We start from the raw sequence: 24,347 nt of genomic DNA on the forward strand, positions 1-24,347 counted from the left end.
GACGACGGATATGGGCGAAGCCGAGCTCCCCCGATTGACCGTGATCGGAACCGGCTATCTCGGCGCGACGCACGCGGTTTGCATGGCGTCGCTGGGGTACGACGTGGTCGGCCTCGACGTGGACAGCAAGAAGATCGAAAAACTACAGGCCGGAGAAGTACCCTTCTTCGAGCCCGGCCTGCCCGAGTTACTGGGCAAGGCCCTGGAGTCGGGCCGTCTCCGGTTCACCACCTCCTACGCGGAGGCCGCCGAGCACGGCGACGTCCACTTCGTTTGCGTCGGCACCCCCCAGCAGCCCGGCTCGGACGCCTGCGACCTGACCTACGTCGACGCCGCCGTACGCGACCTGGCCGCCCACCTGACCCGGCGCTGCCTGGTGGTCGGCAAGTCGACCGTCCCGGTGAACACCGCCACCCGCCTGGCCGGCATGCTGCGCGAGCTGGCCCCCGCGGGAGAGGAGGTGGAGCTGGCCTGGAACCCCGAGTTCCTGCGGGAGGGCTTCGCCGTCGACGACACCCTCAAGCCCGATCGGCTCGTGTTCGGCGTCACCTCCGAATGGGCGCGCGAACGCCTCACCGCGGCGTTCCAGCCGATCCTCGACCTCGGTACCCCGGTGGTCGTCACCGACCTGGCCACCGCGGAGCTGGTCAAGGTGGCCGCCAACTCGTTCCTGGCCACCAAGATCTCCTACATCAACGCGATGGCCGAGGTCTGCGAGGCCACCGGGGCCGACGTCCGCGACCTGGCCAAGGCCCTCGCCTATGACGACCGGATCGGCGGCCGGTTCCTCCAGCCCGGCCTCGGCTTCGGCGGCGGCTGCCTGCCCAAGGACATTCGGGCCTTCGCGCACCGGGCCGAGGAGATCGGCGTCGGCCAGGCCGTGTCCTTCCTCCGCGAGGTCGACGCGATCAACCGGCGCCGCCGTTCCCGGACCATCGACCTGGTCAGGGAACTGCTCGACGGCCGGCTCGACGGCAAGAGGATCGCCTGCCTGGGCGCGGCCTTCAAACCCAACTCCGACGACATCAGGGACGCCCCGGCGCTGGACGTGGCCAGGACCATGCACGGCCTGGGCGCCAACGTCCGGGTGTACGACCCGGCCGCGATGGACAACGCGCGCCGCACCTATCCGGAACTCAGGTACGGCACGAGCGCGCTGGACGTGGCCCGTGACGCGGACGTGGTCGTCCTGCTCACCGAGTGGGCCGAGTTCCGCGAGATCGAGCCCTCGGCACTGGCGAGCGTGGTCAAGCACCCCCGGATCGTGGACGGCAGGCACGCGCTCGACGCGGACACCTGGCGGGCGGCGGGCTGGGAATACCGGGCACTGGGCAGCCCCTGACCACTCGCCCACCCGCTCAGCGGTACATCCCCTCCGCGTCCACGCAGGAGGGGATGTGGTTCGTGATTTCCTAACAGAGCACCGTCAACGACCGGATGGTGTTCTGCTCGCGCGCGCGGCCTTCCGGGACGCCGGACGCTTCGACGGCTCGGCGTTCGGCGAGGCGGCTCATCGAACGGGCGTCGTCGGTGGGTTCGCGGCGGGGGGCCGGAGTCGTCCTGCCCGCCGCTGGCTATCCTGTGGCGCGTCGAGCCGGGTACGGCTCCCCCACCACGAGCCCACCGGAAGGCGACGACCGTGACAGCCTCCCAGCGCCGGAGCACGTGGCCGACGCCGGTGGCGGTGACGGCGCACCTGGTCGTCGCTCTCCTGACGGTGATCATCTTGGTCGGCGTCCGGCACCTCGGCGCGGACCTGTGGCAGATCTTCGCCTCGGCGGGTGCCGCCGGCCTGCTCCATGCGGGAGTGGTCGTCGCCGATCGACGGCCGTGGGCGGGGTACGCGATCGGCGCGCTGGCGATGCTCGTCCTGGTGACGATGCCCCAGCTGGGCTGGTCACCGAGCATGCTGCCCTCGGCCGTGTGCTTCCCCCTCATGTTGTGGCGGCTGACCGGCCTGGTCCCGGTCAGGTCCTCGGCGGTCGCGTTGGCCGTCGCCGCGCTCGGGATCGTGCTCACCGAGCTGGTGGCGTGGGCCCGGCTGCCCCCTGACACCCCCGGGTGGACCCCCCTCGTCGAGGGTGGCCTGCTGATGCTCGTGGTCGGCGGCGTGTGGCTCGCGGCCCTGCTGGTACGTCGCAGGTACGAGACCCGGCAACGGGCCGAGAGCGAACGGCTGGCCGCGGCGGTCGCGGACGAACGGGCCGGCATCCGCCGCGACCTGCACGACGTGATCGCCCACACGGTCACCGTCATGGTCGCGCGGATCGAGGCCGCGGCGGTGACGACGGCGGATCCGGCGACCCGCCACGAACTCGGCGACATCGCCGAGGCCGGCCGGGACGCCCACCAAGGTCTGCGGGCGATGCTGGCCACCTCGGCGCCGCGCGCCGGTTCCCGGCCCGGGGAGGTCCCGATCTCGCTCGACGCCCTCCCCGACCTCGTGGCCTCGGCGGCGAGCCCGCTCCACGCGGTGACGTTCGCGGAGGTGGGCGAGCGACGGCCGCTGAGCCTGAGCGCCGAGGTCGCGGCGGTCCGGACCGTGCAGGAGGGCATCACCAACGCGCTGCGCCACCTCGAACCGCCGGTCGAGGTGACCGTCCGCCTGCGCTGGACCCCGGCCGAGGTGATGGTGGAGGTACGCGACGACGGCGGCAGGGCGCTTCGCGACGGCGGCGGTCAGGGGACGGGATTGATGGGGATCGAGGAACGTGTGCGCACCGCGGGCGGCACCCTGTCGGTCGACGACGGGGACGACGGTTGGGTGCTGCGGGCGCGGCTCCCCACGAAGGAGGGGCATGACCCGGCCGCCACCGAGTCCCTTCACCGAGCACCGTAGTGGTGCCCACGAGAAAGACGGTGCCCCGGTGACCGGGATCCGAGTCATGCTCGTCGACGACCAGGAGCTGCTGCGGGCCTCGCTCCGTACGGTGCTGTCGGCCGACGAACGCATCGAGGTCACCCACGACGTCGCGAACGGCGGCGACGCGATCGAGGTCGTCCGGCGGCACCGTCTCGACGTGGTGCTGATGGACATCCGCATGCCGCGCATGGACGGGGTCGCCGCCACGGCGGAGATCGTCAGGATCGCGCCCGCGACCCGGGTGCTCATGCTGACGACGTTCGACGACGACGAACTCGTCGTGGCCGCCATCCGGGCCGGCGCGAGCGGCTACCTGACCAAGGACGTCCGGCCCGCGGCCCTGGCCCAGGCCGTGTGCGACGTCGCCTCCGGGACGGCGGCGCTGGCCCCGGGAGTGGCCGCGACGATCCTCGATCTCGTACGACGGGTACCGACGCGAAGGACGACGGCCCTGGACGGCCTCACCCCCCGCGAGGTCGAGATCTTCGGCCTGCTCGCCCGCGGCAGGTCCAACAACGAGATCCGCGCGGAACTGGTGCTGAGCGAGAACACGGTGAAGTCGCACGTCCGGGCCGTCCTGCAGAAACTGAACCTGCGCGACCGCGTGCACGTGGTGATCCACGCGTACGAGAACGGGCTTGTGGGGCGCGGCGATCTGCCCGGCTGAGATTCCATCCTGCCGAGTGGTGCCGTCTCACCCCTTGGGGTGATGTCGGCCGGTGACGCCCGGCCTACGTTCGACGTCGTGCATCTCCTCCATCTGTTCTTTCCTCGGGTGACCGCCCTCCTCGTCCTCGGCGGTGTGCTCGTCGCCGTGCTGCTCGGCTGGACGGCACCGGCCCATGCCGTCGGCGAACGGCTGGTCGACGACTACCGCTCCGTCTACGGTGCGCCGGGGGTCGCGGCGGCCGTGATCGACGGGTCGTCGGTCGAGACGATCGTCCGCGGCCGGGACGGGGACGGCAACGCGGTGACGGCGCGGACCCGCTTCCGGATCGCGTCGATGAGCAAGTCGATGACGGCTGCGGCGATCATGCTGCTCGTCGACCGTGACCGCGTCTCCCTGGACGACCCGGTCGTCAAGCTGCTGCCCGACTTCGAGATGGCCGATCCGCGCTTCACCAGGATCACCGTGCGCCAGGTCCTCAGCCACACCTCGGGGCTCTCGAACGACACGAACAACGAGTACGTGTTCCCGCCTCCGCGCGGCGCGCGGGAGGTCGTGGCCAGGCTGGCCGACAAGACCCTCGCCGCCGATCCGGGCACCCGCTCGGAGTACCACAACACCAACTACTCGATCGCGGCGAGGATCGTCGAAGTGGTGTCGGGCAGGTCCTTCGACGCCTTTCTCCGCAGCGAGCTGTTCACGCCGCTGGGCATGACCGGCACCGGCTCGACCTCGGGGTGTTCCGATCGTGCCGAGGGCCTGCCGTCCGGGTACGAGGTCGTTCTCGGGATCGCCGTCGCGGCACCGGAGATGCCGGGGTTCTGCGTCGGCAACGGCGGGGTGATCTCGACCCTGGACGACATGGTGCGGTGGCTGCGGTTCAACCAGGGAACCTTCGGGGCGGACCTGCTGAGCGCCGGCTCCCTGGCCGAGTTGCACACCGTCCAGCCCAAGGCCGGCGCCTACGCCCTCGGCTGGCAGTCCCGCCCCCTCGCGGCGGACGCCCCGCCGTCGGTGATCGGCCACGGCGGAACGCTGGCGACGTGGACCGGAGACATGGTCTTCTCCCCCAAGACCGGTGTGGCCGCCATCGTCCTCACCAACAGCGGCGGCGATCCCGGTCTGCTCTCGACCAACCTTCTCGCCGAACGGATCGGGGCGCCGACAACGCCGATGAGCAACCCGCTCACCGTCGTGAACACGGTCCTGCTCGGGCTCACGGCGGGGATGACCGCACTGCTGGTCACCGCGATCGTCCGAGCGCGCCGCTGGGCCTCGCGACGCCGCGCGGCGCGCCGGCCGAGGCTGATCCCGCGGCTCGTGCCCCTCGCCCTGGTGACGGTGCTGGGCCCGGTGCTGCCGACGCTGATCTGGGGGGCGTTCAGCATCCACTACTGGATCGTCACCGCCTGGCTGCTGCCACTGCTGGCGCTCTTCTGTCTCACCTGCTGCGTGCTCGGGGCGGTCGCGCTCGGCCGCCGCCTCTGGTGCTTCCACCGCGCCGGTCAGGTCGCATAACACCCGGCACGACCTGGGGAAACCCGTACACCACCTCTGCGGACAGCGGACGCGACCCGCCCGTCCCCTCAGCGGTACACGTGGACGCGACCCACCCGCCCACTCAGCGATATATCCCCTCCGCGTAGGCGGGGCCGTAGTAACGCTCCAGTTCCTCGATCGGCTCCCCCTGTCGTTCCAGCGCCTGGGCGATACGCGCCCGCGAGGGCACGACCTGCGGGTTCCAGCTCTCCGGGCGCCACAGTTCCGAGCGGAGGAAAGCCTTGGAGCAGTGGTGGAAGATCTGCTCGATCTCGACCACGATCGCGAGCGACGGCCGGTGCCCCTTGACCACCATCCGGTCGAAGAAGGGGGCCTCGCGCACCAGGCGCGCCCGGCCGTTGACCCGCAGGGTGTCGCCGCGGCCGGGGACGAAGTAGATCAGGCCGACGTGCGGGTTTCGCAGGATGTTGTGGAATCCGTCCGCCCTGCGATTGCCCGGCCGTTCCGGGATCGCAATCGTGGAGTCGTCCAGGACCAGTGTGAATCCCGGCGGGTCACCCTTGGGCGAGACGTCGCAGTTACCGTCGGCGTCCGAGGTCGCGACGAGGCAGAACGGCGAGGCGGCCAGCCAGGCACGGTCCAGCTCGTGCAGGGTCCTCCGCTCCTTCGCGAGCGCGGCCGGTTTGGGTGCGCCAAGCACCTCCCGCAACTCGTCCGCCGACTCGATCGATTCCCAGCCCTCGGCCCCCATGATTCCCCTTCGGTGATCCGTTTCTTCGCGGAGGGCGTGTGGTCACCGACCTGGCAGGTAAACGTCGGGATCGTTGCCGTTCACACCGTGGACCATGAACCTACGCCCTCATGGAGCATAGGCCCATGGAAACGCATTGGGAAAGATCAGTCATAGAGCATCGTTAACGGCCGGACATACGAGAAGAGCCTCCTCACCACGTTTCCGCCGGCGAGGGAGCTCTTTCTACCTGCGTGGCGGGTGCGGTTTGAATCAACACAGGCCGAGCCGACGACGTTACAGGCCGTTCCCGACGACAGGTGAAGAATGACCTCTGGATGACGTCTGGATTTTAGTGCTCAAGGGTTGACGAGATCCCGTCCGATCACCTCGATCGGGCGGGACCTCCTTGTTCCTCCGGAGCCATGGGCAACGGGCGGCAAACTCCGGCGGTGTCCTCGTGACGGTGGACACGGTCATCAGGTTCACCCGCCACACAGCGGGTGGGGCGCGGCGAGATTCAGCAGCACCTCATGAAGCTAGCTGTCGCACACCTTGGAAATGCGCTTCCCGGTCTTGGCGTCCGTACACGTCTTGCACGTGCGGTTCGGGCTGGTCGTGGTCGGGTCTTTGGTGGTCACGCATTCGACCTCGGTCGACGTCTCGGACTCGTCGTGCTTTCGCTCACAGTACTGCTTCTTGTATCCACTGCCTTTCTTGTCGCGGCAGTAGTAGCACCTCCTCCCTCCCTCGTCGAGCCATTTACATTTCGGGGCCTGCGAGACGGAGTGATTGGTGGACGAGACGACGGTGCCGACGCTTCCGGACTGCGCCTGCGAGGGAATCGAAGGGGCGAGGGCGGCAGCCACGAGAGCGCCGACAACACAGGCTTCCTTGAGCACGTTTCCTCCCAAGGTTCGCGTTCCTCTGACCCTCCCATCATGAACCCCCCTATCTGAGAGGCGTCAAGGCAGGCACTGAACTTATTTCTCAATCGCCACGTGCACATTTTTACGGCTAAACGTACGCGGTCGATATCCTTTCGATCCCGCGGCCGTTCCCGGAAGACTTTTTTACGTTCTCATAATTTTCTTTCCATATGGCCCTTGCGTTTTTTCGGTCTCGATGACGGTTCTCTCCGGCGTCGGCGTGACACTGATCCGGCACCTGCCGCACATCCTCGAACAGGTCCGGCGAGTCGGCGGGAAACCGAGGCCGACGAGACCACGGTGATCGCCACGCCGCGCCACAGCCACGGATGGGCCGCCCGCCCTGCCACGGCACCTTCTCGCGCAGCGGGTCCTTCTGTGATCCGCGCAGGCCGATCACGGGGTTGGTGATGACCTCGAGCCCAGGACCCGTCGTCCAGGTCACGCAGCCAGTACGGGCCCGGTCCGGCCCGAACCCGTCGATCGCCATCGGCTGCCGCCAGCCGAGCCACGCTTCACCATGGGCGGCATGGTGCCGGTTTCGCCACGGGTGGCATGGTGCCGACAGAGCTCAGCCGGTGAGCGCGGCCGGGAGTTCGGCGAGGGACTGGATGACTCGAATGCCGCTACCGATGACCGTGCCGGCGCTGACGTTCGCCCGGTCGAGCCAGTAGGCGTGCAGCCCTGCCTCGTGGGCTCCCACCGCGTCCAACGCGTACTTGTCACCGACGTAGGCCACTTCGTGCGGCTGGAGGCCGAGGGAAGCGCAGCCGGCGACGAAGATGCTCGACGCGGGCTTGGCCGCGCCGTGCTGCTCGGAGCACACAAGCGTGTCGCCGAAGTAGGGCAGAAGGCCAAGGACGTCGAGCTTGTGACGCTGGTGATCGGCGGATGAGTTGGAGACGACGCCGAGGCGGTAGTCGGGTGCGAGTTTCCTGAGGACCGGCTCGGCGTCGGGGAACGCCGCCCAGGCGGCCCTGCGGTGAGCCTGGTATCCGGCGAACCACGCGGAGGCTTCCTGGTCTGACAGACCGGCATGCGTGATCTGCCCGAGGTGGGAGAGGAATTCCCTGGTGCGTTCGAGCTGCTGTTCGGTGAAGGTGAGCTCGCCGTTCAGAAAGCGGGCGTACTGCCTCTCCATGACATCCCGCCAGAGCGCGAGCGCCGTGGTGGAGTCGGGGAACCTCTCAAGCAGTCCTTCGGCCCGCAGGTGGGTGAGCACGCCGACTTCTTCCGAGGTCGAGTAGTCGAACAGGGTGTCGTCCACGTCGAAAAGCACACCCTGGATCGGCATGAGGTCGCCCCTTCTGGTCCTGGTGTTGCCGGGTTCCGCCACGCCGAGCATTCCACCGCTGCGGCGCGCCGTGCTGCCGTACCCGTTCCTCCGCCGCCCCCGGCGAGCGTGCGGCGCGGGCGGCAGTCCAGCCGGTCCACCGACGGCGCCCCAGGCCGTAGCCACACCACACCCGTCTCGTACCCACCCCACTCCGACCATCGGCGCCCCGCCGCCCAACCTCAGTTTGCATTACAGCGGCCTGAGGTTGTGGCTCGTAGAAGCGCTCCACCAGGGCTACATTCCAAGTGACGACAGGACGTTTGGCCAGGAGAGAGGCACCTTTTCTTGGACGGCGCTGATGGATCATGACGACGGGACGGTGTTCGTGCTCTTGAGAGGGCGCCGCCCGATCGCGGAGCTCCAGGTGGTGAGGGATGACTTTCCCCGCACATGGTGCCAGGTGCGTCCCCTGCCGGAGTTCGAGGAGGTACGGCCCATCCTGGTGAAGGGGTGGGAGGCGATTCACGGTCGTGGGAGTCTGTGGCCGATCGTGCGGGTGAAGCTGCTGCGCCTGCGTTTGCGTCCCGATTACGGCGGTCCGCTGATCAGGAAGGTGCTGCTGATCCCCGATGGCGACCAGGTGGCCCTGCGGTACCGCTACGGGCGGCTGACCATGTGGCGTCTGTCACGACGGCGGCGCCGCACTACGTAGTGAATCGGATGGGCTACCTGGCCATGAGGACGGGCCCGTCCGGTCCGGTGTCGTCGGGTGTCTGGGCCCGAACCCGGCCCTTGCCTCTGATGATCATCCCAGAGCCGGATTACCCCCGCCGCAGGCGTGGTCTTTCATTGGATGGCAGTACTGCTTCAGCGGTGACTAGCCTTACCTATCATGGCAGTCTTCGACCAGGATGCCCGATCCACTCATCACTTGGACTACCGCCTGATGGCAGGCTCGCCGGTGACGCTCTTCTGGCATCAGGCGATTTTGAACGAGGCGATCGACTGGCTGGTTGCTCACGGCTATCAGGTGGTCCGCCTGGATGCCTCGGGCTGGCTGGAGGAAGGTGATCTGCATCGGGACTTCGCCTCGGCGCTTGGTTTCCCGGCCCACTACGGAGGCAGCCTGGTGGCGCTCGGTGACTGCCTTGGCGATGTCGCGGTTTGTGACTACGGAGTTAAGCCGGAGGCGACCGGCCTGGTTCTGGTGCTGATCGGTTACGACAGGTTCGCAGTGCGTTTTTCCGAGGTCGCCGAGATGGTCCTGGACATCATTGCCTGTAACTCGTGGACGGCGATGTTGATGGGGCACCGAATGTTCTGCCTTGTGCAGTCCGATGACCCTCGCATCGTGTTCGGCCCTCTGGGCGGAGCCTACGCGAGATGGAACGACAGGGAATGGCGTGAAGACAGACGGGGCCTGAGGCGGCCGCCTGCCTCCAGCACCTGAGCGAGTTGCCTGCGCACATCAGCCGGCGAGAAGCGCTGACGAAGTAGTCGACCATGCTGGCGTCCAGCAAGCGGTTCTGGCCGAATATCGATTTCCTGGAGGGCGGCGCAGCTCGCGCATCAGTTCGTTCGCCGGACCGTCGACGTGTTCCTCGATCACGATTTCTCAGCGTCCCTTGCAGGGCAGGTAACAGGACTCCCAGCGGCAGCGGATGACCTGGACCAGGACGAAGCCGTCGAAAAGCACCTGGTGCGGAGTTGCTCGGCTCTTCCAACCCTCTCCTTGGGGTGCTGGCCACCATGCATGACGCTGCCGGGGCGGTGCTCCTGGTGATGAGTGTGGCGCTCCCCGGTGACCTTCACGAGCTCCAGGACGTCTACCCGGTGAGCTAATGGGGGCCTGCAGGATCGGCCCGTCAACGTCTTCCTCGCAAGAATCGAGCAAGGCAACCCCTGCCCCACCTTTGAGGAGGGGGCATTCCGCTGGATGCCTACTCCTTCCGAGAGGCGGCCATGCAGTCACCGACCTACCTGCACGACCTTCTGGCCTCGACCCTCTTCACCGAGGATCTCGACGGCGACATGGATCTGTGGGCGCTGGGATTCAGTGCCATCTGGATCAAGGGCGCGGACCTGGACGCCCTCGCCCCGATCTATCAGCTGGACCTCTCTACCCGCACCCCGTGCTACCTGGAGGAGATCCTCGACCAGAACATCGACGACGGATCCCTCTGGACCGCCGAGGTCGGGGACTGGATCAGCATCGTGCCGGGGACCGCTGAACGCGAGCACCTGTTGTCCATCACCGCGGGCGGCCGCGAGGCCTTCGGCCTCAGCATGGACGTCAGCAACAGGGACCATCTCCATTACGCTCGCGACGGGCGCCTGGTGACCTCCTTCAGCCCCTCCCAACCGGAGTTACGCTTCGGCGACGACCCGTACGCGCTCGATCACCTAATGGACGGCCTGCGCTTCCAGATCAGCGCTGACGACGTCTTCGAGGATCGCGTGGACCGGGAGGAGAGCGTCAGCTCGGCCTTGGCGCTGATCGGACGCTTCACGGGAACCGATGTCGCCACCGACTGGTTCAAAGCACGGCACTCCCGCATCAGACCTGCCTCTGACGGCCTGGGAAGTACCTGAAACCCTGGGCCTCCTGCCCTGAGGGCCCGCTGTTGGATGCTGTGATCAGATTCGGAACATGGACAAGGGTGCCGTGCAGAGGGTCTGCTCGGCGCCGAACTCCTCGAACGTGCTGATGGGGCCGAAGCCAAGGCGGGCGGCGAGTTTCAGAGATCGCTTGTTCGCGGTCTGGGTCACGAGCAAGACCGGCTGGTCGGGGAGTTCGTCGGCCGCTGCGCGCAACGCGGCGGTTGCGGCCTCGAATGCGAACCCCGCGCCCCATGCACTGCGCCGCAGTACATAGCCCAGCTCCAGTTCCTCGCCATCCTCGGTGACATGCCCGGGGCCATCGGTCGACCGGCGGGCGAGCATCAACGTCCCGATAAGTCGGTTCGTCGTGTTGTCCGCGATGACGTAATTGCCGGGCTTGGATGTCGCGTTGGCGATTGCTGCATCGAAGCGCTGCTCGACGTCATTCCGAGGCTGAGGACCACCGATGTATGCCTGAACCTCGGAGTCGGTCGAGAGCTCGATGAATCCTTCACGGTCGGCATCGTGCAACACACTGCGCAGCAGGAGTCGCTCCGAAAGGATCTCCGTGGCAGATAGCGTGCGCAAGGGGCCCATAGGGCCGTGAGCATAGAACAGGCCCCTTGCACTCGTCTGCGCCTGTGGCGCTGAAAGGATCTCGCGAACCAGCGGATCGGTGACACGCCGGTCGGCTGAGATGTTCAACGTAAGAGGGTCCCGGAAGTCATTCGGGACCCTTTCGCTTGTGCTGCACACTGGGCCGTGAGCAATAGTCAAGACCTGTGGATCATTTTCTTAAGATCCTGGCGGCCAGCACGGTGACGCCGGGTCCGGAACCTGGCTTCTGGTGTGAGCTGGCTCAGGGGCCGGTGTTTCCCTCGAAGTCGCCTAGATTGATCAGGATGATCCGAAGGTCATGGTCGTCCCATTGCACTTGCTTGCGTGCGCCCCAGTAGTAGGCGGTGTAGCCCATGGATTCGCCGCCTTCCGTGTCCGTTCGGGTCTGGTCCGGGCTGCCGAAGGCCGTCAGGAACTTCTCGTATGAGGTCAGGTGCCTGAAGTGAGCGAGGTGCCGGCCGTAGATGGCGAAGCCGACCACCGTGCCGCCGCGGATCTTGTAGCTGATCTCGTCGAGGCGGTACAGGGCTCCGTCTGACCGGGCCGTATGGTCGATAACCTCGTCCAGAGTCAACCGCTGTCCGTCGGCGTCGTAGTACTCCCGGCCGATGTCATCCTGGTCGGGGTCGTACACGTCCCGAACGCGAGCGACGACCGACGACTGGACCTCGACGATGAACTGCGGGGCGATGCTGGTCGCTGCCGCCCCCAGGGCAACGCCACCCATCTTCAGCTCCGACAGGTCCAGCACAGGGCGAGCCAGCACATCCAGGTTGTCGAGGATCTCAATCATCGCAAAAGGCTCGCAGTTACAGCGCTCGGGGGGCAATAGGGCGTCTACTGTGGGCCGGTGCTGGAGATCCGGAAGGTGTTGGACAGAGCTTCGGATGGATCATGATGCACTGTCGCCTGGCACGAGATTACGAGACCAAGCCCGCACACTCCGAGAGCATGATCCGCCTCGCGATGATCGCGAACCTCGCGAAACGAGCAACCGGCGAAAGCACTATAACCTGGCACAATCCATGAACTATCACTCAAGCAGGCAGAACGTCCTCTCAGGCGGCTGCTGGTTTGTCGTCGGGGCGTTCGACGAGCTTGCCGTTGCTGAAGGTGGCTCCGGCGCGGACGAGTGCGACGAGGTGGGGTGCGTTGACCGCCCGCCACCGGGCCTGGGCGGACTCGATGAGCTTGAATGCCATGGCCAGGCCAGCCGCCCGTGAACCCGGGCCTTTGGTGACTTTGGTGCGGTGGCGGACGGTCGCGAATGTCGACTCAATCGGGTTGGTCGTCCGCAGGTGCTGCCAGTGTTCGGCCGGGAAGTCGTAGAACGCCAAGAGTTCGTCGATGTCGTCGCGGATCTTGGCGATGGCTTTGGGGTGCTTGACGCCGTAGGTGGCCTCGAACTCCTTCACCGCCCGCAGCGCGTGGGTCTTGTCTTCGGCGTTCCAGATCTCCGTGAGCTGCTTCTTCGCCCCGGGATGCGCCGACTTCGGTAGGGGCCCCGAGCACGTTAGCGATCTTGTGAAACCAGCAGCGCTGGGTCTTGGCCTGCGGAAACACCTCCGCGAGCGCTCCCCAGAAGCCGAGCGCGCCGTCCCCGACCGCCAAGACGGGCGCGCGCATCCCGCGGCGTTTGCAGTCGCGGAGCAGGTCGGCCCACGACTCGGTCGACTCCCGATAGCCATCCGTCAGCGCGATGAGCTCTTTACGGCCGTCCGCGCGGACCCCGATCATGACCAGCAGGCAGAGCTTGTGTTCCTCGAGCCGGATGTTGACGTGGATGCCATCAGCCCACAAGTAGACGAAGTCGACGTCCCGCAGATCACGGGTGGTGAACGCCCTCTGCTCACCCTTCCACTGCTCGGTCAGCTTGGTGATGACCGGCGCCGAAAGCCCCGCCGAGCTGCCCAGGAACTGGCCGAGCGCGGGCACGAAGTCGCCCGTCAACAGGCCGTGCAGGTAGAGCAGCGGCAGCACCTCGCTGATCTTCGGGGTCTTCCGGCACCACGGCGGCAAGATCGCCGAGGAGAACCGCTGCCGCTCGTCCGTCTCGGGATCGGTCCGCTTGTCGTTGACCCGCGGAGCCGTCACCTCGATCGCCCCGGCCGAGGTCAGGACCTCGCGCGGCCGATGGGAGCCGTTCCGCACCACCAAGCGACGGCCCCGCTCGTCGCGTTCGTCGGCGAACCGGGCGATATAGGCGTCGACCTCGGCCTGCAACGCTTCGGCGAGCATCCGGCGGGCGCCCTCCCGCACGATCTCATCGATCAACGACACCGAACCAGCGACAGCGGCGTCGGCCGGCTCGCGGTCAGACGTGTCAGGAACTACGGTGAGCATCGGGTGTGCCTTCCCGACCGACGTTGGCGCGTCGGTCATGCTTGAGGTGATACGTGATCATCGGGAAGGTACATCCCTTCCCGACAGATCCACAGGTCTCAAGCATTGCTCTAGGCCGTTACATGATCACCATTCGGCCAGGCGATGTCGCCACCATGTACCTGACATCGACGAGCATCCTTCGTCTGCCCTTGGATCGGGAAGGGTCCGGTCGCGGAACTTCGTGTCCAGAGGCTCCACGATTCGCCGGAGCTCAGATCGAGCGAACGAAGGCAGGGCGTGGAGGGCTTCTTCCAGGAGGTCACGGGCTTCTAAGGGGTCGCAACATGGCAACCCGTCCGGACGGAGGTAGAGGTATCGGCCAGAGTGCCGGAGAAACCCTGCGTACTGGTCCAAGGCGTCGGCCAGGGCGTCCAGCCACAGACGCTCGGCTTCCAGCCGTCGTATCGCGGCATGGGTCTTACGAGAGATTCCAGGTATCTGCCTGGCCGGGGTGTGGCCGGATGATCGAGGGCACCCTGAACGCAGAGTGCCGGGCGGCCTACGCGGCACGGTTCCTTCGAGTCAGCATGCGGCACATCCTGTCACGTCTCAGCAGACCGTCGAAAGGCCGATGCCCGTTCCAGAGCCACCGGAAAGCCCGGCGCGACCTGGGAAAACACGATCAAGGTCATTGCGTGCGTATTGGTGGAGTGGTGACATGCGGCTGCTTCCAGCTGCCTGCGACTGCATGTCCCGGAAACGCAAAAGAGGCCCCGGAGGGCCTCTGAGCTGCCAGTTTGGCTGGTGGCAGGTGCAGGACTTGAACCTGCGTAGGCTGAGCCGACGGTTTTACAGACCGCTCCCTTTGACCACTCGGGCAACCTGCCATGTCTTCCGCTTGCGGCGGCGACAGGAAGAAGAATAGCGGACTTCCGGGGGTGACGTGACATCAACGGAGGGCACCTCCGGATACCCGCTCCTATCAGGACTTTTGTGCCCATACCGCTGCTCGGATTGGCGCCTTCTGGGGAAGGAGTGACGCGAGAGGCGTCGCGGTGCCGGGATGTGAGGTGGCCCGATGGGGGTGGAGGCCGGGGACGGGCAGGGGGCGCGAAGGACTGAGGAGGGAAGACGCGCAGGGTGAGTGAGGGGCGGGAGGGGTGAGAGGGGAGATGAGACGCGCCGAGGTGGGAAGGACCCGTGAAGGACGGGTGAGGACACGCTGCCGCCTCGGCATCGGCGGGAGATGCTGGCTAGGCTGATCCGTTACGTACGCGTCTACCGAACCGGCTCGCGGACGTCGCCGTGATTCGCGGTCCGTGGTCTGCGGGAGCCGGGGAGTGATTCATAGTTCTGGCAGGTCAGAGGGGATTGTGCTTTGGCGGATTCATCGTTCGACATCGTTAGCAAGATCGACCACCAGGAGGCCGACAACGCGCTGAACCAGACGATCAAGGAGATCGGGCACCGATTCGACTTCAAGGGCACCGGCGCGGCCATCGCCTGGTCGGGCGGTCAGAAGGCCGTTGAGATCAAGGCCAACAGCGAGGAGCGCGCCAACGCGGTGCTCGACGTCTTCAAGGACAAGCTGATCAAGCGGGGGCTCTCTCTCAAGATCCTGGACGCGGACGAGCCCAAGCTGTCCGGCAAGGAGTACCGCCTGGTGGTGACCCTCAAGGAGGGCATCGACCAGGAGCACGCCAAGAAGATCTCGAAGATCATTCGCGATGAGGGGCCCAAGGGCGTCAAGGCCCAGATCCAGGGCGAGGAGCTTCGGGTGAGCTCGAAGAAGAGGGACGATCTGCAGGAGGTCATCGCCCTTCTCAAGGGGAAGGACCTGGAGATCGCCCTTCAGTTCTCGAACTATCGCTAGCGGATGAGCGGTCGCGACCCCGGCCTCCGGCTCCGGGATCCAGCCCGCCGCAGAAGGCGTATCCGGGCACACGGCCGGGGGCGCACGCGCATGCCTTCGCGTGTGCCCCCGGCCGCTTCACCTCCCCGGTCCGTGAGCGGAGGTACGGCCTCTCGGCGAGGGAGAGGGCGGGCAAGGCGGGAGACGGGACCAGGAGACGGGGAAGGCGGGAAGAGCCGGGAGCGGAGAGTCCGAGGGGGAAGGGGTGTCCGCGGGCGAGAGGGCTCACCGGTTGGATACAGCTGTTGGACGCGACGCCGACCGGCGGACGGCAAAGAACTATCGTCCTGTTCATGGGGAAAATTCACGACAGGATCAACGACCGGCTGCGTGAGTTCATCGGAGCGCAGCCGGTCTACTTCGTGGCCACGGCTCCCGAGAAGGGGGGTCATGTCAACATGTCCCCCAAGGGGTACGCCGACACCTTCGCCGTTCTCGACGACACCACCGTCGCCTACCTCGACCTGGACGGCAGCGGGGTGGAGACGATCGCGCACCTCCGCCAGAACGGCCGCATCACGGTCATGTTCTGCGCCTTCTCCGGCCCTCCCAACATCCTCCGCCTGTACGGCACCGGCCGGGTCGTCGTACCGGAGAGCCCCGACTTCGCAACACTGATCAAGAATTTCGGCCCGCATCCGGGTGTGCGGTCGATCATCGTCGTCGACTGTGACCGGATCTCCGACTCCTGCGGCTTCTCGGTGCCGTTCATGTCCTTCGAGGAGGACCGGACGCTGCTGGACGAGTGGGCGGGGCGCAGGGACGTCCAGCAGCGGCGCGCCCATCGAGCGCAGAAGAACCGCGAGAGCATCGACGGCATCCCCGGTCTCTCCGCGGAGGAGACCGACCCGGTCACGCATCACTCCTGAGACGGCCGTCCCGGCCGGGACCGGCCCGCGCAGGGCCGGTCCGTTCACCCCGCTCGGGAAGGGGTTTCCGCTCCTGCCTCGGCCGGAAGACGCCCCTTCCAGTGGCACCGCCGACCGGAAGCGGACGCCCCTTTCGGCGGCACCACCGAACGGAAGGGGTCTCCGCTTCACGCCTTGGCCGGCTTCCCCCGTACGGCGGCACCACCGGCCGGAAGGGATGTCCGCTCCACGCCTCGGTCTGCTTCCCCCGTACGGCGACACCACCGATCGGAAAGGGTGTCCGCTTCGCGGCGAGGTCGGATGACACTCGCGGCGGCACCGCCGACCGGCCTTCCTCGAGGCGTACAGTGAGCCCGTACGTGACGGACGTCCCCCGCTGTCCGGAAAGACTCGGGAGGGCGTCAGTGGGGTTGTTCCGCCGCTTGAGTGTTTGCGTCGGTGCGGTCGCCGTGGTCATGGGAGCGGGTGGCCCGGCGGGGGCCGCGAGCGCGAGGCCGCCGGTCCGGTACGCGGGGCTCGACGGGTGTGTCTGCGCGCCGTGGAAACTCTGGGTACGCGGCGGCAAGGTGGTCGCCCTCCGCGACGCCCGGGTGTTCTCCGTGCGCGGGCAACGAGCACCGCTCGCCCTGTCGCCGAACGGCAGGTATGTCGCGTACTTCCAGCTGGGGGACGGGGCTCTGGTGGTGCGGGAGATGGCCACCGGCGAGGTGCGCGTGGTGCCGGGGGTGATGTGGTCGAACGGCATGCGCACGGCACGGGTCGAGCTCTCCCCCGGTGGGCGGTACGCGGTGCTGGGTATAGGCGGGGAGTATCAGATCCTGGACACCTACAGCGGGGAGGGTGTCCCGTTGCCGCCCGGACTGCGGCCGTGGAGTTTCAGTCCTGACGCGAGGTTCGTGCTCGTGGTGGATGACATGTTCCAGGCGGGGATCTACTCGCTCTCGCCCTTCGCCGAGCGGGGGCGCGTTCCGGTGGGAGGGGCGCTCGGCCCGGGCGGCGAGGTCGTCGCTCACTTCACGGCGCGTGACGCGGGGATCCGCCTGTGGGACGTGTCCACCGGCGGTATCCCCAGGCGCGACCCCGTCGCCGTGCCCGTCGGCAGGACCCCGACCCGGATGCGCTGGAACGGCGCGGGCAATCTCGACCTGCAGACGGTGATCCCGCGCAGGCTCAGGAAGGGGGGAGGTGCCCGCTACGCCTGGTATCGGGTCGATCAGGAGTCGGGTGGTACGGAGCGAATGGGGGGCTTCGTCGTGCCCGGATCCGTGCACAATCCGATCGTCACCGGGCTGACCCCCTGAGCCGCCCCGAACCGTGGAGGTTTCACGGGGGTGGGCAGGGGCTCAAGCGCGAGCGTGCGGTCAGCGGCGGTAGCCGGCCATGCGCTCCAGGCGGGCGACGCGCTCGGCGGTGGGCGGGTGGGTGGAGAACAGTCTGCCGATCCCGGTGCAGCGGAAGGGGTTGGCGATCATCAGGTGGGAGGCGGAGGCGATCCGGCCGTTTTCCGGGAGGGGCAGCTGACGGGTGCCCATCTCGATCTTTCTCAGTGCCGAGGCGAGGGCGAGCGGATCACCCGTCAACCGGGCGCCGGACTCGTCCGCCTGGTATTCGCGGGAGCGGGAGATGGCCATCTGGATCATTCCGGCCGCGACCGGGCCGAGCACGATCATGAGGAGCGCGCCGATGAACCCGGGCCCCTCGTCGTCGTCACCGCCGCCGAAGAACAGCCCGACGTAACCGAGGTAGGTGATCATGGTGGCGAGCGCGCCGGCCACCGACGAGATCAGGATGTCGCGGTTGTAGACGTGGGAGAGCTCGTGTCCGATGACCCCGCGCAGCTCGCGCTCGTCGAGCAGCTGGGTGATCCCGTAGGTCACGCAGACCGCTGCGTTGCGTGGGTTGCGCCCGGTCGCGAAGGCGTTGGGCTGCATGGTCGGCGAGACGTAGAGCCGGGGCATGGGCTGGCGGGCCTCGGTGGAGAGCTCGCGCACGATCCGGTAGAGGACCGGTTGCTCGACCTCGCCCACGGGCCGGGCACGCATCGCGGACAGCGCGATGCGGTCGGAGAAGAAATAGGCGACGCCGTTGGTCGCCAGCGCGATCAGGACCGCGATCTGCACGCCGGCGCTGCCTCCGAGCCACGCCCCCGCCGCGATGATCACCGCGGACAATGCTCCGAGAAGGACCGCGGTACGCAGACCGTTGTGATGCACTACACCCCCCTCTCGGATGATGCTGGTTCACCCGTGACAACGTCCCCGGCCAGGTCGAACGTTCCCGGACGGTTCAGCCCACGGCGATGAGGCCCGAGGGGACGAGGTCGAGGACGAGCTGCGGGGCGACCGAGAACGCGATCGCGACGATCGCCGCCACCGCGATCGCCGCGGTCGCGGGTATCCATCCGGCACCGCGGCCATCCGTTCTCACGCCACCCACCACGACATCTCCGGCCACAGCGCTTCCTGTCATGACACCCCCGGTCGCGGCACTCCCCGTCGCGGCACTTCCGGTCGCGGCGCCTCCCGTCATGGCGCTCCCGGTCGCCGAAACCGGAGTGAGGACCGGAACCGGAGTGAAGATCCGTACGACCCAGGCGACGTAATAGTAGAGGCCCACGACCGTGTTCACCGCCATCACGACGGCGAGCCAGCCACCGCCTCCGCCGAGGAGCTCCCGGAACACCACGATCTTGGCGAAGAGCCCGGCCAACCCGGGGGGCAGGCCCGCCAGGCAGATGAGGAAGAAGGCGAGCGCCAGCCCGGCGGCCGGCCTCTGGAGCGCCAGGCCCCGGTAGTCGTCCAGCTCTCCCCCGCCCGACCGCCTCGACACCAGCGTGACCACGGCGAACGCCCCGAGGTTCATCGCCGCGTAGAAGACCAGATAGGCGACCGAGGCGTTCATCGCCTCGTCGTTCCTGATGCCGAGGGGGGCGAGGATGTAGCCCGACTGGGCGACGGAGGACCAGGCGAGCAGTCGTACGGCGTGGCGTTGGCGCATGGCCAGGAGGTTGCCCACGGTCATGGTCAGCGCGGCGAGGATCGCGATCAGCGGGACCCAGGTGGCCCCCTGGCCGCCCAGGGCGACGACCAGGACGAGGATCAGCCCGGCGAACCCCGTCGCCTTGGAGACGACGGACAGCAGGGCCGCGACGGGGATGGGGGCACCCTGGTAGACGTCGCCCGCCCACGCGTGGAACGGCACCGCCGCGATCTTGAAGGCGAACCCGGCGATGACCAGGACCACGGCCACGGTGACCACGGCGGGCAGGTCGTAGCCGATCCGCAGCGAGGACTCGTAGGCGGTGCCGGCGCCTCCCGAGCCGGGTCCGAGACCGGTGGCGGCGGAGACGCCCTGCCGCAGGACGTGGGCGATGCGGTCGAGGTAGACGGTGCCGGTCGTCCCGTACAGCAGGGAGACCCCGAAGAGCATCACCGCCGTGGAGACCACGGAGACGAGGAAGAGCTTGACCGCCGCCTCGGAGCTTCGGCCGTCGTACCGCCTGAGCGCGGTGAGCGCGAACACCGGCAGCGAGACGAGCTCCAGAGCGACCACCAGCATGATCAGGTCACGGGAGGCGGGCAGGGCGACGGCGCCCGCCAGCGTGCAGAGCAGCAGGAAGTACCACTCTCCGACGGGGATGTCTCCCGAGGAGAGTTCGGTCGCCGACAGCAGCACCACGACGATCCCGGCGAACAGTGCGAGCCCGGCGAAGACCAGCGTGAAGTCGTCGACCACGAACGAGCAGGGTGCCACGGCGGCCGTGGGCGCCGTCGGCCCGGCGACCGGGGGGACGATGGCCCCGATCGCCGCCTGGGGGGAGCCGAGCAGGCCCTCGGGCACGCAGAAGGTCCGCAGCGGGTCTCCGGCGCGTACGGCCTGCGAGATCACCACCGCGAGGGCGCCGATCACCCCGGCCAGCGTGACCGCGCCGAGTGCCGTCCGGACGTACGGCCTGCGGGGCAGGAAGGCGTCCAGGAGCAGCACGAGCCCGGCGGTGAGGGCGAGGATGAGGGGCGGTGCGACCGCGTAGTAGTCGATCGACTGGATCATGGCGCGCCCACCAGGGTCCGGACCACCGGATCGGTGAGCAGGAGGAGCGCCTTGGGCCAGAGGCCGAACAGCAGGATCAGCGCGATCAGCGGCACCCAGGCGGCCAGTTCGTAGCCCGTGACGTCGGGCATGCGTGATCTGGCCGTGCTCGTCGTCCCCGAGGTCACCGCCGAGGCCGTCTCTGAAACCGTCCCCGCAACCGTTTCCGAAGTCGCCGCTGAGATCGCCCCCGGAGAGGAAGCGTCTCTCCCACCGCCTGTCGCCACGGGGATGCCCTCCTTCTCGTCGGCCTCGGGGGTGGGAGCGCCCTCTTCGCGGTCACTCTCTCTGTGATCGGTCTCCTCACCGGTCGGGCCCGTGGAGGGGAGACCGCCCGTGGTGACTCCGGCCAGGACCGGGACGTGGACGGTCTCGGTGCTCCGGCCGTGGGTGACGCGGGAGAGCATGAGCAGGAAGTAGGCGGCGGTCAGCACGGTACCGAGACCTCCGAGGGCCATGAAGACCAGGTAGAGGGGGCGGGACAGGCCCGCGGCCGGTTCGAAGGCACCGAGGAGGGCGAGCATCTCGCCCCAGAAGCCCGCGAGTCCCGGCAACCCGAGCGAGGCGACGCAGGCGAAGGTGAGCAGGGAGGCGAGCCGGGGCAGGCGTGTCATCATGCCGCCGCCCAGAGCCGGCATGTCGGAGGTGCCGTAGCGCTCCTTGATCGCTCCTGCGACGAAGAACAGCAGGGCGGTGATCAGACCGTGGGCGATGTTGCCGAACAGGGCGCCGTTGACTCCGGCCGGGGTGAGCGTGGCGAAGCCCAGGAGCACGAACCCCATGTGGCCGACCGAGGAGTAGGCGATCATCCTCTTGAGGTCGCGTTGGGCGAGACAGGCCAGCGAGCCGTAGACGATGCCGACCACCGCGAAGGCCCCGAGCCAGGGCGCCACCGCGACGGCACCGTCGGGCAGGATCGGGATCGCGACGCGGGCGATGCCGTACGTGCCCATCTTGAGCAGCACACCCGCCAGGAGCACCGAACCGACGGTCGGTGCCTCGGTGTGCGCGTCGGGCAGCCAGGTGTGCAGCGGCCACATCGGGGCCTTGACCGCGAAACCGATGCCGACGGCGAGGAAGGCGAGGGTCTGCACCGAGGGTGACATGCCCGCCCCCCGTGCCTGCGCGAGGGCGGTCATGTCCAGGGTGCCGGTCTGCGACCAGATGAGCAGCAGGCCGAGCAGGAGGACCACCGAGCCGAGCAGGGTGTAGAGGATGAACTTGATCGCCGCCGCGCGGCGGGCACGCCCGCCCCAGACGGCGATCACGAAGTACATCGGGATGAGGACGACCTCGAAGAAGACGAAGAACAGCAGCAGGTCGAGCGCGAGGAACGTGCCGATCATGCCCACTTCGAGGACGAGCAGCGTGAACACCAGCGCCCGTGGCCGGTTGCCTCCCGGCCGCGGCGCCAGCAGCTGCCCGGGTCCTTCGGCACTGCCCCGGCACAGGTAGACGAAGCACAGGAAGGTCAGCAGCGTGGTCAGCACGACCAGCGGCAGCGAGATCCCGTCCACGCCGAGGTGGAACCTGAGGTCGAGGCCGGGGATCCAGGCCAGGTCGGTCACGAACTGCGGCCGGGCGGCGTTTCCGTAGTCGAACGTGGCGGCGAGCAGCACCGACAGCGCGAACGTGAGCCCGGAGACGACCAGGCCGTGCACCCTGAGCAGCCGCCTCCTGGCCGCGACGTCCGCTCCGGGGAGTGCGAGCAGCGCGGCGGCCCCGGCGAGCGGCACGCCGAGGAGCGCGATCAGCAGCCAGCTCATGGCGTGACCACCTCGCAGGGGCCGGGCACCGGGTCCGTCGCCGTGACGGGCTTTGGGACCGGTGTCGGGGTCGGTCGCGGGGAGGGGGTCACCGGCGCATCACCGCCAGACGGATGAGGAGCAGCACCACGAGAGCGACGATGCCCCAGAACAGCAGAGAGATCATCTGAAAATCACCGCCCACGCCGCGATCAGGAGGATTCCGGCCAGCAGGCCGGTGATGTAGAGCTGGGCGTTGCCGTTCTGCATCAGGCGGACCAGTCTCGCCAGGCCCAGGGTCGCCTGGCCCGAGCCGCGCACGGCACCGTCCACCACACGGCTGTCGGTGCGGGCGACGAGGCTCGCGAAGAGCAGCGTGGGGCGGACGAAAAGCCTGGCGTACAGGGAGTCGACGTAGAAGGCGCGCTCGCACGGGGCTCTGAAGGGGCCGAGCAGGCGGGCCGGGTCGCGCATGGAGTCGGAGCGCCACGCCGCGTAGACCGCCCCCGCACCCAGCAGCGCCACCGCGAGACCGAGGGCGGCGGTGCCCCAGTGGACGTCGCCGACCCGAACGAGGCCGAGGAGCAGCGCCGGGACGGCCAGGACGAGGATGGGCACGCGCATGGTGGCCGGAGCCTCGTGAACGGCAGTGTGGGCGGCGGTGGGGACAACGGCATGGGCGGCGTGAGGCGTGCCCGGCGCGGGCTGGAGCTCGGGGAGGGTATGGGGCTGGGGGGCGCGCTGTCCGAAGAAGGTGCGCAGCCACGCCCGGGTGGCGTAGGCGCCGGTCACCGCGACCGTGGTGAGCGCGCAGCCGTAGAGCAGCAGGGCCGCGCTGCCGGTCAGCGTCCCCGAGGACAGGGAACGCTCGATCGCCACCAGCACCTCGTCCTTGCTGAAGAAACCGCTCGCCGGGGGGAGGCCCACCAGGGCGGCGAAGCCGATCGTCGTCGCGGCGAAGGTGACGGGAAGATCCTTTCTCAGGCCTCCCATCGTGCTCATCAGGTTGGAGCCGACCGCGTGGATCACAGCACCGGCGCAGAGGAAGAGAAGTGCCTTGAAGGCGCCGTGGGTGATCAGGTGGAAGACCGCGGCGCTCCGGGATCCGGCGGCCAGGGCGCCGGCCATGTAGGCGAGCTGGCTGATCGTGGAGTAGGCGAGGACGCGCTTGAGGTCGTCTTGGGCGAGGGCCGCGAGGGCCGCGCCGAGCATTCCGACGGCGGCCAGGACCGCGAGGATGTCCAGGGTGGGTTGGGCGCCGAGGAAGGCCGGGTAGAGGCGGGCGACGACGAAGATGCCCGCGGCGACCATGGTGGCCGCGTGGATGAGGGCACTGATCGGTGTCGGTCCGGCCATCGCGTCGGGGAGCCAGACGTGCAGCGGCACCTGGGCGCTCTTTCCCGCGACCCCGGCCAGCAGCAGCATGGTGGCCGCGATGAGCGTGCCCGACGACATCTCGGGGACCTTCGCGATGACGTCGGCGATCCTGAAGCTGCCCGCCGCCGTCCCGAGAACGAAGATGCCGAACAGGAATCCGACGTCGCCGATCCGGGTGACGAGGAACGCCTTGATCGCCGCTCGCGAGTTGGCCCGGTCTTCCCACCAGTGCCCGACCAGCAGGTAGGAGCACAGCCCCATGATCTCCCAGCCCACGTAGAGGACCAGGAGGTCGGCCGCGTAGACGACGAGCAGCATGGCGCTGGTGAACAGGCTGATGAAGGAGCTGTAGGACGGGTAGCGCCGGTCACCGCGCATGTAGCCGACGGAGTAGACCTGCACGGCCAGCGCGACCACGCCGACGAGCACGGCGATCGACGCGGCGAGGCCGTCGACCAGCAGGCCGACCGAGATCGGCACCGAACCCGTCTCGATGACGGCGAACGTCGCGGTGACACCGTCGATCGCCCCCTGGGCCCCTGCCCCGGCCGGTGCGGGCGACTCGATCCCGCTCCCGCCCCTGCCTGCCGCCCAGGTGGCGTAGGCGAGCCAGATCGCCAGGGCCGCGGAGATCGCGGTGGGCACCACGGCGATCCAGGCGGCCCTGCGGTTGGCGTCGGTGTCGGGGGCGGGGTTGACCTCGGAGGTGGCGGGCTTGGGGGCGGCGCTGTCGCCGGTGTCCGGGGGCGTCACGCTTCGAGGACGCCGGGGGAAGCGGGAGCCGAGAAGCCCGACGGCCGCCGCGAGGAAGGGCAGGAGGATCACGAGCGAGGCGATGGTGATCAT

At 68.2% G+C, this 24,347-nt stretch carries 19 protein-coding genes, 1 tRNA gene and 2 pseudogenes; 11 read left to right on the plus strand and 11 right to left on the minus strand.

What is annotated here, in order from left to right:
- Nucleotides 1-10: 10 nt before the first annotated feature.
- The 4 genes from ACFY3V_RS06065 (at nt 11) to ACFY3V_RS06080 (ending at nt 5,048) form a co-directional block, all read left to right on the plus strand.
- A complete protein-coding gene (locus ACFY3V_RS06065; protein WP_362896656.1) occupies nt 11-1,342 on the plus strand; it encodes a UDP-glucose/GDP-mannose dehydrogenase family protein in 1,332 nt (443 codons plus the stop codon).
- 297 nt (nt 1,343-1,639) lie between these two features.
- Nucleotides 1,640-2,839, plus strand: a complete 1,200-nt coding sequence (locus tag ACFY3V_RS06070) for a sensor histidine kinase (protein ID WP_389770526.1) — start codon at nt 1,640-1,642, stop codon at nt 2,837-2,839.
- Nucleotides 2,840-2,867: 28 nt separating this feature from the next.
- The gene (locus ACFY3V_RS06075) at nt 2,868-3,530 is read left to right on the plus strand and encodes a response regulator transcription factor (RefSeq protein ID WP_350942834.1); all 663 of its coding nucleotides are present in this window, start codon (nt 2,868-2,870) and stop codon (nt 3,528-3,530) included.
- Between the two features lie 78 nt (nt 3,531-3,608).
- Complete coding sequence (locus ACFY3V_RS06080) at nt 3,609-5,048, plus strand: serine hydrolase domain-containing protein (RefSeq protein WP_389770532.1); 1,440 nt, start codon at nt 3,609-3,611, stop codon at nt 5,046-5,048.
- Nucleotides 5,049-5,151: 103 nt separating this feature from the next.
- Here the strand turns inward: ACFY3V_RS06080 and ACFY3V_RS06085 are convergent, their stop codons facing one another.
- The 3 genes from ACFY3V_RS06085 to ACFY3V_RS06095 form a co-directional block, all read right to left on the minus strand.
- Nucleotides 5,152-5,781 carry a pyridoxamine 5'-phosphate oxidase family protein gene (locus tag ACFY3V_RS06085; RefSeq protein ID WP_362896662.1) on the minus strand — a complete coding sequence of 210 codons (630 nt, stop codon included), beginning with the start codon at nt 5,779-5,781 and terminating at the stop codon, nt 5,152-5,154.
- A 518-nt stretch (nt 5,782-6,299) separates the two neighbouring features.
- The gene (locus ACFY3V_RS06090; protein WP_362896664.1) at nt 6,300-6,662 is read right to left on the minus strand and encodes a hypothetical protein; all 363 of its coding nucleotides are present in this window, start codon (nt 6,660-6,662) and stop codon (nt 6,300-6,302) included.
- A 598-nt stretch (nt 6,663-7,260) separates the two neighbouring features.
- A complete protein-coding gene (locus ACFY3V_RS06095) occupies nt 7,261-8,148 on the minus strand; it encodes an HAD family hydrolase (protein ID WP_389770537.1) in 888 nt (295 codons plus the stop codon).
- 175 nt (nt 8,149-8,323) lie between these two features.
- Between ACFY3V_RS06095 and ACFY3V_RS06100 the strand changes: the two genes are divergently transcribed.
- From ACFY3V_RS06100 to ACFY3V_RS06110, 3 genes are all read left to right on the plus strand, one after another.
- Nucleotides 8,324-8,677, plus strand: a complete 354-nt coding sequence (locus ACFY3V_RS06100; RefSeq protein WP_389770540.1) for a hypothetical protein — start codon at nt 8,324-8,326, stop codon at nt 8,675-8,677.
- Nucleotides 8,678-8,857: 180 nt separating this feature from the next.
- Complete coding sequence (locus ACFY3V_RS06105; protein WP_389770544.1) at nt 8,858-9,415, plus strand: barstar family protein; 558 nt, start codon at nt 8,858-8,860, stop codon at nt 9,413-9,415.
- 512 nt (nt 9,416-9,927) lie between these two features.
- Entirely contained in the window at nt 9,928-10,557 is a 630-nt protein-coding gene (locus tag ACFY3V_RS06110) for a DUF6461 domain-containing protein (RefSeq protein ID WP_389770547.1), read from the plus strand.
- A gap of 45 nt (nt 10,558-10,602) precedes the next feature.
- Here ACFY3V_RS06110 and ACFY3V_RS06115 read toward each other — a convergent pair whose 3' ends face one another.
- Together ACFY3V_RS06115 and ACFY3V_RS06120 are read right to left on the minus strand one after the other, a co-directional pair.
- The gene (locus tag ACFY3V_RS06115) at nt 10,603-11,271 is read right to left on the minus strand and encodes a GNAT family N-acetyltransferase (protein ID WP_389770550.1); all 669 of its coding nucleotides are present in this window, start codon (nt 11,269-11,271) and stop codon (nt 10,603-10,605) included.
- Between the two features lie 154 nt (nt 11,272-11,425).
- Nucleotides 11,426-11,977 carry a hypothetical protein gene (locus tag ACFY3V_RS06120; protein WP_389770554.1) on the minus strand — a complete coding sequence of 184 codons (552 nt, stop codon included), beginning with the start codon at nt 11,975-11,977 and terminating at the stop codon, nt 11,426-11,428.
- A gap of 77 nt (nt 11,978-12,054) precedes the next feature.
- Between ACFY3V_RS06120 and ACFY3V_RS06125 the strand changes: the two are divergent.
- Nucleotides 12,055-12,213: pseudogene (locus ACFY3V_RS06125) on the plus strand (IS5/IS1182 family transposase); the annotation flags it as partial.
- Nucleotides 12,214-12,242: 29 nt separating this feature from the next.
- Here the strand turns inward: ACFY3V_RS06125 and ACFY3V_RS06130 are convergent.
- Nucleotides 12,243-13,527: pseudogene (locus tag ACFY3V_RS06130) on the minus strand (IS256 family transposase).
- A gap of 784 nt (nt 13,528-14,311) precedes the next feature.
- A tRNA-Tyr gene (locus ACFY3V_RS06135) sits at nt 14,312-14,396 on the minus strand.
- A 491-nt stretch (nt 14,397-14,887) separates the two neighbouring features.
- Between ACFY3V_RS06135 and ACFY3V_RS06140 the strand changes: the two genes are divergently transcribed.
- From ACFY3V_RS06140 to ACFY3V_RS06150, 3 genes are all read left to right on the plus strand, one after another.
- Nucleotides 14,888-15,382 carry a YajQ family cyclic di-GMP-binding protein gene (locus ACFY3V_RS06140; RefSeq protein ID WP_350942824.1) on the plus strand — a complete coding sequence of 165 codons (495 nt, stop codon included), beginning with the start codon at nt 14,888-14,890 and terminating at the stop codon, nt 15,380-15,382.
- Nucleotides 15,383-15,714: 332 nt separating this feature from the next.
- Nucleotides 15,715-16,290, plus strand: coding sequence for a pyridoxamine 5'-phosphate oxidase family protein (locus ACFY3V_RS06145; protein WP_350942823.1), 576 nt, complete (start codon nt 15,715-15,717; stop codon nt 16,288-16,290).
- Between the two features lie 422 nt (nt 16,291-16,712).
- A complete protein-coding gene (locus tag ACFY3V_RS06150) occupies nt 16,713-17,591 on the plus strand; it encodes a hypothetical protein (protein WP_362896710.1) in 879 nt (292 codons plus the stop codon).
- Nucleotides 17,592-17,651: 60 nt separating this feature from the next.
- Here the strand turns inward: ACFY3V_RS06150 and htpX are convergent, their stop codons facing one another.
- The 4 genes from htpX to ACFY3V_RS06170 all read right to left on the minus strand — a co-directional run bounded on the left by htpX (nt 17,652) and on the right by ACFY3V_RS06170 (nt 24,347).
- The gene (htpX, locus tag ACFY3V_RS06155; protein ID WP_389770560.1) at nt 17,652-18,503 is read right to left on the minus strand and encodes a zinc metalloprotease HtpX; all 852 of its coding nucleotides are present in this window, start codon (nt 18,501-18,503) and stop codon (nt 17,652-17,654) included.
- 73 nt (nt 18,504-18,576) lie between these two features.
- On the minus strand, nt 18,577-20,340 hold the full coding sequence (locus tag ACFY3V_RS06160) for an NADH-quinone oxidoreductase subunit N (protein WP_389770563.1): 1,764 nt from the start codon (nt 20,338-20,340) through the stop codon (nt 18,577-18,579).
- Complete coding sequence (locus ACFY3V_RS06165) at nt 20,337-22,145, minus strand: NuoM family protein (protein WP_389770566.1); 1,809 nt, start codon at nt 22,143-22,145, stop codon at nt 20,337-20,339. The genes ACFY3V_RS06160 and ACFY3V_RS06165 overlap by 4 nt, the downstream gene beginning before the upstream one ends.
- A gap of 162 nt (nt 22,146-22,307) precedes the next feature.
- Nucleotides 22,308-24,347, minus strand: coding sequence for an NADH-quinone oxidoreductase subunit L (locus ACFY3V_RS06170; protein ID WP_389770569.1), 2,040 nt, complete (start codon nt 24,345-24,347; stop codon nt 22,308-22,310).

It is taken from the genome of Streptosporangium sp. NPDC000095 (genome assembly GCF_042899335.1).
Taxonomy (GTDB): domain Bacteria; phylum Actinomycetota; class Actinomycetes; order Streptosporangiales; family Streptosporangiaceae; genus Streptosporangium.

Excerpts from the sequence above, each read along its gene's own strand:
- ACFY3V_RS06065 (WP_362896656.1), top strand. The coding sequence starts at position 11 with ATGGGCGAAGCCGAGCTCCCCCGATTGACCGTGATCGGAACCGGCTAT.
- ACFY3V_RS06085 (WP_362896662.1), bottom strand. The coding sequence starts at position 5,781 with ATGGGGGCCGAGGGCTGGGAATCGATCGAGTCGGCGGACGAGTTGCGG.
- ACFY3V_RS06100 (WP_389770540.1), top strand. The coding sequence starts at position 8,324 with ATGGATCATGACGACGGGACGGTGTTCGTGCTCTTGAGAGGGCGCCGC.
- ACFY3V_RS06105 (WP_389770544.1), top strand. The coding sequence starts at position 8,858 with ATGGCAGTCTTCGACCAGGATGCCCGATCCACTCATCACTTGGACTAC.
- ACFY3V_RS06110 (WP_389770547.1), top strand. The coding sequence starts at position 9,928 with ATGCAGTCACCGACCTACCTGCACGACCTTCTGGCCTCGACCCTCTTC.
- ACFY3V_RS06120 (WP_389770554.1), bottom strand. The coding sequence starts at position 11,977 with ATGATTGAGATCCTCGACAACCTGGATGTGCTGGCTCGCCCTGTGCTG.
- ACFY3V_RS06145 (WP_350942823.1), top strand. The coding sequence starts at position 15,715 with ATGGGGAAAATTCACGACAGGATCAACGACCGGCTGCGTGAGTTCATC.
- ACFY3V_RS06160 (WP_389770563.1), bottom strand. The coding sequence starts at position 20,340 with ATGATCCAGTCGATCGACTACTACGCGGTCGCACCGCCCCTCATCCTC.
- ACFY3V_RS06165 (WP_389770566.1), bottom strand. The coding sequence starts at position 22,145 with ATGAGCTGGCTGCTGATCGCGCTCCTCGGCGTGCCGCTCGCCGGGGCC.
- ACFY3V_RS06170 (WP_389770569.1), bottom strand. The coding sequence starts at position 24,347 with ATGATCACCATCGCCTCGCTCGTGATCCTCCTGCCCTTCCTCGCGGCG.